This is a genomic window from Chryseolinea serpens, from assembly GCF_900129725.1.
GTDB classification, from domain to species: Bacteria; Bacteroidota; Bacteroidia; order Cytophagales; family Cyclobacteriaceae; genus Chryseolinea; species Chryseolinea serpens.
Genome location: NZ_FQWQ01000004.1, coordinates 318,764 through 331,617 on the forward strand (window position 1 = coordinate 318,764; position 12,854 = coordinate 331,617).

The 12,854-nt window shown below is 52.5% G+C and carries 11 protein-coding genes; 8 read left to right on the forward strand and 3 right to left on the reverse strand.

The features are described 5' to 3' along the window. Nucleotides 1-29 precede the first annotated feature (29 nt). The 5 genes from BUB30_RS25805 (at nucleotide 30) to BUB30_RS25830 (ending at nucleotide 7,964) form a co-directional block, all read left to right on the forward strand. On the forward strand, nucleotides 30-3,536 hold the full coding sequence (locus BUB30_RS25805) for a SusC/RagA family TonB-linked outer membrane protein (protein WP_221408803.1): 3,507 nt from the start codon (nucleotides 30-32) through the stop codon (nucleotides 3,534-3,536). Nucleotides 3,537-3,559: 23 nt separating this feature from the next. Next, a complete protein-coding gene (locus BUB30_RS25810) occupies nucleotides 3,560-5,089 on the forward strand; it encodes a SusD/RagB family nutrient-binding outer membrane lipoprotein (RefSeq protein ID WP_073140271.1) in 1,530 nt (509 codons plus the stop codon). Nucleotides 5,090-5,259: 170 nt separating this feature from the next. Continuing rightward, nucleotides 5,260-6,018: an ABC transporter ATP-binding protein gene (locus tag BUB30_RS25815; RefSeq protein WP_073140274.1), complete on the forward strand. Its 759-nt coding sequence runs from the start codon at nucleotides 5,260-5,262 to the stop codon at nucleotides 6,016-6,018. A 1-nt stretch (nucleotide 6,019) separates the two neighbouring features. Continuing rightward, nucleotides 6,020-7,117 (forward strand): ABC transporter permease, encoded by a 1,098-nt coding sequence (locus BUB30_RS25820; RefSeq protein ID WP_073140276.1) that lies wholly within the window; start codon nucleotides 6,020-6,022, stop codon nucleotides 7,115-7,117. A gap of 472 nt (nucleotides 7,118-7,589) precedes the next feature. Then, nucleotides 7,590-7,964 (forward strand): hypothetical protein, encoded by a 375-nt coding sequence (locus BUB30_RS25830; RefSeq protein ID WP_073140282.1) that lies wholly within the window; start codon nucleotides 7,590-7,592, stop codon nucleotides 7,962-7,964. A gap of 119 nt (nucleotides 7,965-8,083) precedes the next feature. Here the strand turns inward: BUB30_RS25830 and BUB30_RS25835 are convergent, their stop codons facing one another. The 3 genes from BUB30_RS25835 to rnk form a co-directional block, all read right to left on the reverse strand. Beyond that, complete coding sequence (locus tag BUB30_RS25835; RefSeq protein ID WP_073140285.1) at nucleotides 8,084-8,275, reverse strand: hypothetical protein; 192 nt, start codon at nucleotides 8,273-8,275, stop codon at nucleotides 8,084-8,086. Between the two features lie 63 nt (nucleotides 8,276-8,338). Then, nucleotides 8,339-8,941, reverse strand: a complete 603-nt coding sequence (locus BUB30_RS25840; protein WP_073140288.1) for a nucleoside deaminase — start codon at nucleotides 8,939-8,941, stop codon at nucleotides 8,339-8,341. Continuing rightward, nucleotides 8,938-9,348, reverse strand: a complete 411-nt coding sequence (gene rnk, locus BUB30_RS25845) for a nucleoside diphosphate kinase regulator (protein WP_073141180.1) — start codon at nucleotides 9,346-9,348, stop codon at nucleotides 8,938-8,940. The genes BUB30_RS25840 and rnk overlap by 4 nt, the downstream gene beginning before the upstream one ends. Before the next feature lie 211 nt (nucleotides 9,349-9,559). Here rnk and BUB30_RS25850 point away from each other — a divergent pair, with 211 nt between their 5' ends. From BUB30_RS25850 to BUB30_RS25860, 3 genes are all read left to right on the forward strand, one after another. Continuing rightward, nucleotides 9,560-10,669: a sensor histidine kinase gene (locus BUB30_RS25850; RefSeq protein WP_073140291.1), complete on the forward strand. Its 1,110-nt coding sequence runs from the start codon at nucleotides 9,560-9,562 to the stop codon at nucleotides 10,667-10,669. 1 nt (nucleotide 10,670) lies between these two features. Continuing rightward, nucleotides 10,671-12,014 (forward strand): sigma-54-dependent transcriptional regulator, encoded by a 1,344-nt coding sequence (locus tag BUB30_RS25855; RefSeq protein WP_073141182.1) that lies wholly within the window; start codon nucleotides 10,671-10,673, stop codon nucleotides 12,012-12,014. Between the two features lie 408 nt (nucleotides 12,015-12,422). Beyond that, nucleotides 12,423-12,824: a toxin-antitoxin system YwqK family antitoxin gene (locus BUB30_RS25860; protein WP_073140294.1), complete on the forward strand. Its 402-nt coding sequence runs from the start codon at nucleotides 12,423-12,425 to the stop codon at nucleotides 12,822-12,824. Nucleotides 12,825-12,854: the final 30 nt, after the last annotated feature.

Below are 12,854 nucleotides of genomic sequence, written 5' to 3' on the forward strand. Positions count from 1 at the left end.
GCTTTTTCATCCAAACCTAACTAAACCTTATGAACAGATTCGACTACACTTCATTCCTGAAGCGGTGGCTGATGGTGCTCGTCCTCCTGAGCGCCCCCGTGCTACGCGGCCTGGGCCAGTACTATGCTTCCGCCGGCAACGCCATCCGCTCCGCGCAGGCTTCCGCCGGATCAAATCCCACCACCGAGTCAACGGTGTCGCTCAAAGACGCCTTGCATGACTTGAAGAAGCGCTTCCATCTGCGCTTTGCCTACCGGGAAGGTCTGCTGGATGGCAAAACGGTTTCCGCCACCTGGCTTCACCAGGAGCAGGCCCCGGAAGTCATCCTCGAAAAAATGCTGGCCTCCTGCATGTTGGGTTATAAACAGATCAACAAAAAACAATTCACCATTTTCTCTACCACTACTGCCGACCGTACCACCGGCAATGCGGTGACGAATGGAACTTCTTCCGAAACCTTAACGGCCACAGAAACCGCAGCACAGGAGCAAGCAGTCGCTACGGGCATCTCAGGCACAGTAACTTCGCAGGACGATGGCATGGCGCTGCCCGGTGTGAACGTGATCATTAAAGGCACGACCACCGGCACCACCACGGACGCGAACGGCCACTTTGCGCTGAATGCACCCGACGAGGGCGCCGTACTCATCTTTTCATTTATTGGCTACCAGACCACAGAGGTATCTTTCAGTGCAGGCCAAACCGTGGTGGACGTAGTGCTGCCCGTCGAACTGAGATCACTTAGCGAAGTAGTCGTGACCGCCCTCGGTATTGAGAAGGAGCGGAGCGCGCTGGCCTATTCGGTAACGGAGGTGAAAGGTGAAGAATTTACACAGGCGCGTGAGAACAACGTAGCGAACGCGCTCAGCGGAAAGATCGCCGGCGTAAACGCTACGGGTCTTTCTACCGGCCCCGGCGGATCAAGCCGCATCGTCATTCGCGGTAACGGTTCACTCACAGGTGCCAACCAACCGCTCTATGTAGTGAACGGTATGCCCATCGATAACACCACACCTGGTGGCAGCGCCACCACCAATGGTGGAGCGGGCAACGTGGATCGTGGCGATGGTATCGGCGGCATCAACCCCGACGACATCGAATCCATCAGCGTATTGAAAGGAGGAACGGCAGCCGCCCTTTACGGATCACGCGCCGCCAACGGTGTGATCGTGATCACCACCAAGAAGGGCAGGGCTCAACGCGGCATTGGCGTGGAATACAATGGCACATTCACGACAGAGCGAGTATCGGTTTATCCCGACTGGCAATACGAATACGGCCAAGGCGACAACGGCGTGAAACCCACAGACCTTGCAGGTGCCGTAACGACCGGCCGCCGTTCATTCGGTGCCAAGATCGATGGAACCGATTTCGTTGCCGTAGATGGCAAGACCCATCCCTACGTCGCGCAACGCGACAACGTCAAGAATTTTTATCAGACCGGGACATCCCTCACGAACACGCTGGCCTTCACCGGCGGGAGTGATGTGTTGAACTATCGTCTTTCCATGTCGGATTTGAACAGCCGTAGCATCTTGCCAAATTCTACCTATAACCGAAAGACTGCCAACCTCAGCGTCAATTCGAAACTGGGCGAGCGCATAACGGTGGATGCCACCCTTCAATACAACCTGGAGAAGGCACACAACCGTCCCAACGCCGGCGATGCGCTGGGCAATCCCAACTGGACACCCTACATGATGGCCAACACTGCCGACATCCGCTGGATCAAACCCGGCTATGATGCAAGCGGAAACGAGATTGCGTGGAACGACGCACCCATTGCCTCGAACGCCTATTTCGTGGTCAACAAGTTCCAGGAAGATGATATAAAGAATCGTTTCATCGGACAGGCCAGCGTGGCCTACAAAATCCTGAAGAACCTTTCGCTGAAAGGTGTAGTGAGCCGGGATTTTTACAATTACAATTATGACTACATCGTTCCCAGCGGAACGCTGTACACACCCCAAGGTCAATTGAATGCCTACAAAACCGACGTGGCCGAGACCAATGGTATGCTATCCCTGAACTACAACGCACAGATCAAGGATTTCAGCATCACGGCTCTCGTGGCAGGAAACCAGCGTCGCTATGACTACAAACAGTTGAACACGGCAGGAAGTAACTTCACCATTCCCTACTTCTACAGCACCACCAACCTGGCAACACAATCCACCACGCCGTTGACCCAGCGCACGGGCATCAACTCCATCTTTGGTTCTGCCGACTTTGGTTACAAAGACATGGCGTTCATCACGGTGACGGGCCGCCAGGATTGGTTCTCGACACTGAGCCCAAAAAACAACACCATTTTCTATCCTTCGATCGGTGGAAGCTTTGTGTTGTCGGAAGCCATCAATATGCCCAACACCATCGACTTTGCCAAGGTGCGTGCATCGTGGGCGCAAGTGGGTGGTGCAACGCCTGACCCGTATGCGATCAACCTCACCTATAGCATGGTGCCCAGCTCGGGTCAACCCCTGCAAAACGTGACGGTGGACCCGACCACGCAAGCCAACATCATCACCAACCCCAGCCTGAAACCGCTCACCTCGACAACGTATGAGGCCGGCTTCGAATTGCAGTTCTTCCGCAACCGCCTGGGATTGGATGTGACCTATTACGATCGCAAGACCACGGACGACATCGTGAAGACGGCCATCACACCCACGTCGGGATACAACAGTGTGATCCTGAATGTCGGTGAGCTGAGCAACAAGGGCATCGAAGTATTATTGACCGGCTCGCCCATCAAGAACGGTGACTTCACCTGGAACGTGAGCTACAACGTGGCCTACAACAAGAACAAGGTGGTGCGTTTGGCGGATGGCCTGGATCAGATCCAGATGGCCTCGTCGGTGAACGGTTGGGCCTACATCAACAACATTGTTGGACAGCCCTTTGGAACCATCGTCGGCACCCGCACACAAACGGATGCCAACGGCAACATCGTCTTCAACAAGACTTCTGGTCTTCCGGTAGCCACAGGGTTGCAAAGTCTCGGACAGGGCGTGCCGCCGCTCACGATGGGTCTTACCAACGAGTTCCGCTACAAAAACTTCTCGTTGAACATCCTGATCGATGGCAAATACGGCAACAAGATCTTCTCCCTCATGGAAGTATATGCCACTCGCTTGGGCAAGATGAAGAGCACCCTGCCGGGTCGTGAAAACGGGCTCGACGTGTCGGGTGTAGACCAGGAAGGTAACCCGTATTCGCGCACGGTGCCGGTGACGGGTCTGCGCGTGTATTACGACAACTACAAGATCTACTCCGACAAGTTTATCCACGATGGCAGCTTTGTGAAACTCCGCCAGATCATTTTCAGCTACAACATCCCGGTGAAGAACCTGAAAGTGTTGAAGCTGCAGTCGGCCAGCATCTCGTTTGTGGCGCGCAACCTGCTGACGCTCTATAAGAGCACCGACAACTTCGATCCCGAGCAAGGCTACACCAACAGCTCTGCCCAAGGCTTCGAATCGTTCGGTTTGCCGCGCACCCGCAGCTATGGTATGAACCTGATGCTAAAATTCTAAGCATACATTAAAGCGAAAACGACATGAAAAAATATAATCACCCCCTTTCTTTTGGCAGTCTGCTGCTGGCCGCCTGCCTGGTTTGCTCCTCGTGCGACAAGGGATTTGAAGAAATGAACACCAACCCCGACGCGTCGCCCACGGTGACGCCCGGCTACATGTTCACCAAAGCGCAATACGACGGTGCCTCCGACCTGCTCGTCCTGCTCATGGGCACCATGCAATACACCACCAGCTACAACGACGTGGCAGGTTTTGGGTCCAAGTATGTGACCAGTCAGAATACGCAAGCTTATGGTTTGTTCACCACCGCCTATCCGAAGGAGATCAATGAGATCGGCGAAGTGATCCGCGCCGTGCAAGACGATCCCGCCAAGGTCAATTTGCTGTCGGCTGCGCGCGTGTGGCGTGTCTATTGTTTTAGCCGCCTCACCGACATGTATGGAGACATTCCGTATTCGGAAGCCGGCCTCGGCTATGTGAGCTCCATCTACAAACCCAAATACGACGCACAGGAGTCCATCTATGCCGATATGCTGAAGGAGCTGGACGAAGCTGGGTCCAGCTTCGACGCTTCCAAACCCAATTTCGGCAACGCCGACCTCTTGTATACCGGAGATGTCACGAAGTGGAAGAAGTTCACCTATTCACTCATGCTCCGCCTGGCGATGCGCATGACCAAGGTGAGCGCCACCAATGCAGAGCAGTGGGCCAAGAAAGCAATTGCCGCCGGTGTGATCCGCGACGACGCCGATGTTGCCGACATCAACTACCTCAACACCGGCCAGGTGATCAACCAAAACCCGCTGTCCTACAACCTGCTGAACTCCGACTACATCCGCGCCGATGGGGTGAGCAACACCGAAGGAGGAAAATACCAGGAGTCGTTCATCAACTTCCTGAAGACCAACAACGACCCGCGCCTGCCCGTGTTGTCGATCGTGTATGTGAACAAAACTGCCGACACCACGGTGGCGATACAGAAAGGCATGCCGGCCACCTTCAGTGCCAAGCCCGCCGATTTTGTGACGTACTCTGAACCCAACCCCAAGACCATCCTGAAACTGGATGCCCCTTTGGCCATTTTGACCAATGTGGAGACCAGTTTTCTTTTAGCCGAAGCCGCGCTGAAAGGATGGTACGCTACCGAAACGGCCAGCGATCTCTACAGCAACGGCATCCGCGCGGCCATGCGCCAGTGGGCCTTGTTTGGTGCGGGTGGTGTCATTCCCGATGCCAAGATTGAAAAGTACGTCAGCGATCATGCCCTCAACACGGGGGGAACCGAAGACGAGCAGATGGAACAGATCTACACACAATTCTGGGTGGGTGTGTTCCCCAACGCCGTGGAAGTGTTCAGCACCTATCGCCGCACGGGCTACCCGGCCCTGATCCCGAACAACTACGCAGGCAACGCCACCGGTGGGCAAATCTTTCGCCGCATGATCTATCCGAATACAGAACAGAATCTTAACGCACAAAACTACAACGATGCCTTGAGTCGCCAGGGAAAAGACGACTTCATGACACGGATGTGGTGGGACGCGCAATGAAAAGGTTAGTGAAACACGGTTAGCTTTTAGTTTGGTTTAAATTTCATAGTTAGTTAGCCCCGCCGCTTCCTGATCTCACCGGGAAGGGCGGGGATTTTTTTGGCTTGCATGGTGCGGGAAAAGTTGGTTAATTCACCTCCCGTAGCTCCCTGCAAATCAAAATCACACCTATGCCAGCCATCCTCGAAGTAAACAACCTCACCAAAACCTACCCCAACGGCGTGAACGCCGTGAAAGGCATTTCCTTTTCGGTGAACAAAGGCGAAGTATTTGGAATTCTTGGCCCCAACGGCGCCGGCAAAACCACCACCCTGGAGATGATCGAGGGCCTGCGCCCCATCACCTCGGGCACGGTTTTGCTGGACGGCATTAAGACCGAGGAACAACCTTACCTGATCAAGCAACGCATCGGCATCCAACTTCAGTCGTCGGCGTTCTTTCAGAACCTGAAACTGACGGAGTTACTGAAAATGTTTGCCGACCTCTACGGCGCTCAGATCGATGCCGCCCAATTGCTGGCCGACGTGGGCCTGCAAGACAAGGCCGGCTTCCTGGTCAAGAATCTTTCCGGTGGCCAAAAACAGCGGTTTTCCATCGCCACCACCCTGGTGAACAAACCCGTGATGATCTTTCTCGACGAGCCCACCACCGGCCTCGATCCACAGGCGCGGAGAAACCTGTGGGAGCTGATCGCCCAAATCAAAAACCGGGGCACCACCGTCATCCTCACCACCCACTACATGGAAGAAGCCTCCTTCCTCTGCAACCGGGTGGCCATCATGGACGATGGAAAGATCGTTGCCCTCGACACGCCCGATCAACTCATCAAGCAATTGCTGGCCAAAGGCTTCGTGCCCCACACCGAAGTTCCCCCCGCCACACTGGAAGACGTATTCATCGACCTCACCGGCAAAACCCTCCGCGACTAACATGAACCAGAACACCCGCTCATTCCTGGCCCTGACAAAGGCCTCTCTGAAAATGTATTATCGCAACAAAGGCGCGATCATTTTCACGTTGCTCATCCCTGTAGCGTTGTTGTCGATGTTCGGCTTTCTGTCATCCGGCCGTGGTCCACGCATCCAGGTCGGCCTCACCAACAAGGCCAGCACCGAAATGGCGCAACAGTTTGTCGCCGCCCTCAAAGGTGTTGAAGCCTTCAACATCCGGGAGGCTACTGAGACCGACGCTGCCAAGGAACTCGGCAAAGGCGACATCGACCTGCAGGTGATCGTTCCCGAAAACTTTGGCAAGACCGAAGACGGTAAACCCGCAGCCAGCACCATCCAAACCCGGTTCAACAAAGGCAGACCCCAAAGCGGCCACATGGCCAACATGGTCATCATACAGATCGTGACCGGCCTCGACAAGAAGCTGACCAACGCACCCACCGTGCTCGACGTGAAGAGCGAGGGCGTGGCCGTGAACAACCTCGGCTACTTTGATTTCATTTTGCCGGGCATCCTATCCATGAGCATTATGCAACTCGGCATCTTTGGCGTGGCGTTTAGTTTTGTGGCCATGAAGGCCAGTGGCGCGCTGCGCAGGATCCAGGCCACGCCGGTGCACCCGGTCTACTTTGTGCTTGCACAGGCAACGGTCAGACTGCTGGTTACTTTATCAACCGCAGTGATCTTGCTGGTTTTTGGAACCTACTTCTTCGGGTTTCACATGATGGGCAGCTATGTCAATTTCTTCCTGGTCTGCATCATCGGCATCTTGATCTTTCTGGGCATCGGCTTTGCCATTGCCGGCTGGGCGCGCGACGAAACCCAGGTGGCTCCCGTGGCCAACCTAATTCAACTGCCGTTGCTGTTGTTGTCGGGGATCTTCTTTTCGCGCGATGGATTCCCTACATGGCTTAAAACTATTACCGACTATTCGCCGCTGACCTATGTCAGTCATGCACTTCGAAAAATAGCGAATGAGGGTGCGGGGCTTACGGAACTTCCTATGGATATGATTGGCATGGCGGTGTGGGTGGTGCTGGTGTATATTATTGCTGTGAAATTGTTCCGGTGGGAGTGAGGCTTGTGGCGGCCCCCCTCGGAAGCCTCGGGGCCGGGCTTTCCGTTCCAAGTCCGTCCACGCTTGAGCCAGCGCACTTCGGGCTTTCCACTACAATCCCTGGCCGGGTGTCCTCTTAAACCGTTCCCAATGAGGAGACAGCGTTGCATTGGCGGCTAAGGTTGATGATGTATTTGGCGAGACAAAATAAACTCTTCGAGATGGTTCGAGCGGTGATTTATCTTTTCAATCTGGTACTGATAGCCGTTATTATCCAAAGAGTAATTGTCATTGATAACGACAAAGCCCACCTTATTTTCCTATTTTATTACCCAGCGCTATTGTTGCTTAACTTTTTGGTTGGCGTTGTTTTAAGAATAGCAAAGCGCGAGCGCTACCGGGATTTCTGGCAGCTTTGTATTTGGATGGGATGTTTGTTTATTCCAATATATCTTATTTTGATTTCGCTATACTAACGAATAACTCCTGCACAATGGGTATTTATCTCGAAAATTCTCAGCTCATAACCTACTTAAGGTTAGGGAAAACAATTGAACAATGGCTTGGAACGACAAAGGAACAAGAGGAAACAATTATCAAATGGTTATCGATTGCGTCAGAAAAAGATGGAACCTATAGGGTTACGTATCATGAGGTATTCGATGAGGGGAGCGAAGATTTACTGGATATTTATGACTTTAGCGTACCTGATCCTGACTTGGAATTTGGAGAAAGTGATTCCTTTGCAACCTACGAGGAAGCTTTGGAGTTTTCCCGTCAAAAATACGGTTGCCGTGATGATAAATTTGTAACCGCGGGACAAATTCAAGAAGAGTATCGACTATATCTATTGTCGCGAAGTGAATAATAAAAGTCATAGGTAGAAATCCAGGCAAAAGCAAATACGATCTGTTCATCGGGCTTTTGACGTCTCTACGGTGGCTGCTATCCATAAGTAAAGGTAATTTGACGTTTGTTCCCTCACCGCTAAGCATCCGGACGCCCTTCTTGCCTTCCCGACGCCCGCAGCCATCTCTTCAATTCCTCGTGCTCGGCGGGCGCCAGGTAGGCAAATGTCTTTTTATATTCCTTCCTGAAAAGTCTTCTGCTGAAACTCATTTTCTCCAAAATAATTTTGCAATACTCCAACATACCTTTCTTCAAGTCCTTCCTCCTCATTGCTGTTTCAATTTTTGTTCAAAGATTATTTTCCTGAGATAATCCCCTGTGGGGCACAACCTCCTATCGCGTTCTCCTTCCATCGCCGCCAGCCAACTTTTCAAGGTCTGATGGGTGTAAAACCAACTCCGGTATGGGCCGATAAGCTGGATCTTGTTTCAAGGCTTCATAAATCCTCCGGTTTGATGTGTTTGCAGTCTCCGTTGGCGTCGTGTCAGCCGGCATGTAGTATACAATTCTCTCCACCTCAACCCTGTAAAGCAGCGCCAGGCACATGGGGCATGGCTTGCTGCTCGTGTAGAGCACACTCCCTTTCAGGGTTGTGGCGCCCATGTATTTACACGCCGCCTTCACGGCTTCCAGCTCCGCGTGTGCGGAGGGGTCGTTGAGTTGTGCCGACCTGTCGGAGCCTTCGCCAATAATCTCCCCATCTTTCACCACCAGGCTTGTTGGAGGCGTGCTGTTTGCCGCTCCCGTGAACTCAGTGCTCGCATTCAAAACTTTTTTCATAAAAGCATAGTCCTCCGCCGTGGCGCTGGCTTTCAATTTTGCCAGGCGCTGTTGCCGTTGCTGGTGTTGCTCCGTTCGACTCGCGGCGTTGTGGTTGACATAAGCACCCATAATAAGCAACGTCAGCAGCAAAAGAAATTTCGCCAGGGTCGTCATAAGTAATAGTCACCTACCGATTCCGGCTGATAGGTAACTTTTAGAATTTGGAAATTTCCCTTTCCGACCGGCACCTTCCAGGATACAATATCGCCGGCCTGCATTCCTAACAACGCGGTGCCTATGCTGGAAAATACGGAGACTTTCCGCTCGCGATGGTCAGCTTCCTGCGGATAGGTGATGGTTAGCTCGGCTTCGCGCCGGTTGGACAGATCTTTCAGCAACACCCTGGAATTCATGGTGACGACGTTTTCCGGCACCTGTTCCGGCAATACCCGCTCAGCATTCCTCAGTGCACGGAACAATTGTGCTACCCTTTCGGGCATCTTCTGGGTCTCGGTGGTGAAGCCAATCAATCCAATGAGTCGCTGATAATCTGTATCGGTAATAATAATTTTCTTTTCCATGACCATTCAATTTAAAGACACTGTTGCAGTATCCATGCCAGACAAACACGCCTCTGGCGCATCCCTGTAGAGGTGCCGGCATACCGTACCGGCCAGGAACTACTCACTGGGGAGAATCTCCCCACCTTCGGTTCACCATGAAAATGAAACTATTTGGTGCATTTAATCCTTCAGTGTTTATACCTTTAATGCATCGAAGCCCAACGGAAAGATGAATACTGCCGATATAAAACTGAAGGAAAGAGTCAAAGAGCTGAAATGTCTTTACGACTTATCAAAAATAGCATGGGAGGCCGATAACGACCTGAACGCTATCCTCACCAAGACATTAGCCATTCTGCCGCAGGCCATGCAGTATCCCGAGGTGGCTGAAGTTTGCATCGTCGCGAACAAAACGCACTACGCCACCAAGGGATTTTCAAAGTGTCATCACCCGATGACGACGACGCTGGGAATTGGAAAAAAGAAATACGGGACGATACAGATAGGCTACAGGGTTCCTTTAAAAGGCAAGAAAGCAAAGTATGCCTTCCTCACGGAGGAGAAGAATCTGGTCAGGATCGTTGCGCGGGAATTGTCGCTGTTCATTAAACGGGCCGCGATCGAGGAAGACAAACAGAAACTGGAGATGCAGTTGCAGCATTCCGAACGACTCGCTTTTGTCGGGGAACTGTCGGCCGGCATTGCACATGAACTGAACGAACCCCTGGGTAGGATCCTGGGGTTTGCACAATTGATAAAAAAGACCGGGGCATTGGACGAGCAAAACGAAAGCGACATCGAACGGATCATCAAGGCTTCGCTCTACACCCGTGAGATCATCAAGAAGCTTATGATCTTCTCGCGGCAGATGCCCCGCCAGATCAATGCCGTGAACCTGAATACGATCGTGTCCAATATCCTATACTTTATCGACATCCGGTTTCAAAGCAGGGGTATAAAAATGGTGGAGAAACTTGATCCCCACCTTCCCCAAATCCAGGCCGACGAGGTGCAGATGAGCCAGGTCCTGGTTAACCTCATCACGAACGCGATTCACGCCATGACGCGCGGCGGGCAAATAACGGTGACGACGAAACGGAAAAAGAACCACGTAAGCCTGACCGTAAACGACACCGGCACCGGTATGTTACCGGAAGTGAGAAAGAAGATCTTTGAACCTTTCTACTCCACCAAGCCGGTGGGGCAAGGCACCGGGTTGGGGCTTTCCGTAGTGCTGGGGATCGTGGAGGATCACAAGGGAAAAATAGTCGTGAGCAGCACGGCCGGCAAAGGCTCAAAATTTGAGGTCCTGCTTCCGCTGAAACAGAATGGTAAATGACATGAAGAAAAAAGAGAATGTTCCTATTAACGTATTGGTTGTGGATGATTCACCGGAAAGTGTGGAGCTCATCAAACGCAACCTGCAGTCGAAAGGCTATGAGATCTATACGGCCCACAATGTTCAATCGGCCATCAAACTTTTAGATAGCGTCGCGTTTGACCTGTTGATCACGGACCTGCAAATGCCGGGTGAAAACGGGATCGAATTGGTGCGCCACACGTCGGAAAATTATAAAGGCATCGGCATTCTCGTGATCACGGGTTTCCCCTCCATTCAGGGAGCGGTCGAATCCATCAAGATCGGCGCGGAAGAATACCTGGTGAAGTCATTTACCGATGCGGAGCTGTTTACAGCCGTGGAGAGGGTTTTGCACAAGATGCACAAGCAAGCCAGGGCATCCTCTAAACCGGCGCTGCAAAATTTCGGGATCATTGGGCATTCCGAAGGGATGAAGAAAGTTTTTAACACCATCAACAAGGCTAAACCCACGCGTGCCACCGTGCTGATTCAAGGCGAAAGCGGCACGGGGAAGGAGTTGGTCGCTCGTGCGCTGCACTATGGCGGCCAGGCTTCGGCTGCCCCGTTTGTGCCGGTGAACTGTGGCGGGATCCCGGACGCGCTCCTGGAGAGCGAACTCTTTGGCTACGTGAAAGGAGCCTTTACCGGCGCAACCGAAACCCGGGCCGGCTTCTTTCAAACCGCCGACGGCGGCACGATCTTTTTGGATGAGATCAGCAACACGAGCCTGGCCATGCAGGCAAAACTATTGCGCGTGCTCCAGGAAAAGGAGTTCTATATGGTGGGATCAAAGAAGACCCTCAAAGTGAACGTGCGGGTGGTTGCAGCGACCAACGTCGACCTGTTGCAACTGGTGAAGAAGGGATTGTTTCGCGAGGACCTTTACTATCGCCTCAATATTATTTCCATCGATCTGCCACCGCTGCGCGAAAGAGGCGACGATCTGCTGGAGCTCATGGATTTCTTCCTCTCGAAATATGTGCATGAGTTGGGCAAACCACCGATGAAATTTACGCCCAAGGCGCTCCGGGCCATGCAAGCCTATGCGTGGCCGGGAAATGTCCGCGAGCTTCAGAATCTTATTCACCGCGTGGTGATCCTGGCCGAGGACAACAGCATCGACATTCCCGACCTGCCCGAATCTTTTCGCTTTTCGGGCGTCAGAACAAAGGGGCTTGACCGGCCCCTGGAGGAGGTTGAACGCGAGTACATCCAGGATGCTTTGGCGGCACACAAAAATAATATTTCAAAAACGGCGATCGTGCTGGGGATCGACCGGAAGACCCTGCGGGACAAACTAAAGAAATACAAGTTGTCTGTTTAGTGGTACAAAAAGTACCACTGGTTCAAAATTGACCACTCCTCTCGGGGCGAACGGCCCCAGGCTCGCTTGTTTCGTCGACTATTCGTGGTATGGCTTTTGGATGATACCTCCAAAAAGAGCACCTTATGCTTACGGCTGAATGTCTCGAAACACTACTACAAAATGAGCTGCGCGCACTTTGCCCGGATTGCGTTCATACGGTAGGCTGTTCTTATCGCCAGAGCACGAAAAAAATTATCGTTCAGTGTGAGTCGTATGCGGCCAGTGGGGAAGCCGGCGTCAGGCACACAGCTCCGGATGGTTCCCAGGGGCTTTGCAGGACCTGCACCGTGGCAAATGTATGTCGTTTGCCGGGACGGCACGTGGGGGTGTTCCATTGTGAGGACTACACCTAAACAGGCATGACCCATGACTGAAATTATAAACCACTTGCTCGGGAAAACGAAACCCAAGCTTAAAGAGGGGCGATGGAAGGCCTTCAACCGCCACGCCGTCCTCATCGCCGAAGGCTGCTACGTCCACAACCTGAAACATGGGCCATGGCGTGAATATTATGACACCGGCGAATTGATGCTGGAGGAGCATTATGAGAACGGACTGCCCCATGGCCGCTATGCCGCTTATCATCCTTGCGGCACGCTGGTGAGCGAAGGCGTCTATGTGCAAGGGAGTCGTGAAGGGTACTTTAAGATCTATGATAAAACAGGGAAGCATATAAAGTCGCTTCTTTTTATAAATAACGATTTAATAAACGAAGTTCATGTTCATAGTCCCACAACCGAAAAAGCAGAAGGAAGAGACGGCAGTTGACTATATGTTAATTGCCATTATTGCGGTATA

Excerpts from the sequence above, each read along its gene's own strand:
- BUB30_RS25805 (WP_221408803.1), top strand. The coding sequence starts at position 30 with ATGAACAGATTCGACTACACTTCATTCCTGAAGCGGTGGCTGATGGTG.
- BUB30_RS25810 (WP_073140271.1), top strand. The coding sequence starts at position 3,560 with ATGAAAAAATATAATCACCCCCTTTCTTTTGGCAGTCTGCTGCTGGCC.
- BUB30_RS25815 (WP_073140274.1), top strand. The coding sequence starts at position 5,260 with ATGCCAGCCATCCTCGAAGTAAACAACCTCACCAAAACCTACCCCAAC.
- BUB30_RS25820 (WP_073140276.1), top strand. The coding sequence starts at position 6,020 with ATGAACCAGAACACCCGCTCATTCCTGGCCCTGACAAAGGCCTCTCTG.
- BUB30_RS25830 (WP_073140282.1), top strand. The coding sequence starts at position 7,590 with ATGGGTATTTATCTCGAAAATTCTCAGCTCATAACCTACTTAAGGTTA.
- BUB30_RS25835 (WP_073140285.1), bottom strand. The coding sequence starts at position 8,275 with ATGAGGAGGAAGGACTTGAAGAAAGGTATGTTGGAGTATTGCAAAATT.
- BUB30_RS25840 (WP_073140288.1), bottom strand. The coding sequence starts at position 8,941 with ATGACGACCCTGGCGAAATTTCTTTTGCTGCTGACGTTGCTTATTATG.
- rnk (WP_073141180.1), bottom strand. The coding sequence starts at position 9,348 with ATGGAAAAGAAAATTATTATTACCGATACAGATTATCAGCGACTCATT.
- BUB30_RS25850 (WP_073140291.1), top strand. The coding sequence starts at position 9,560 with ATGAATACTGCCGATATAAAACTGAAGGAAAGAGTCAAAGAGCTGAAA.
- BUB30_RS25855 (WP_073141182.1), top strand. The coding sequence starts at position 10,671 with ATGAAGAAAAAAGAGAATGTTCCTATTAACGTATTGGTTGTGGATGAT.
- BUB30_RS25860 (WP_073140294.1), top strand. The coding sequence starts at position 12,423 with ATGACTGAAATTATAAACCACTTGCTCGGGAAAACGAAACCCAAGCTT.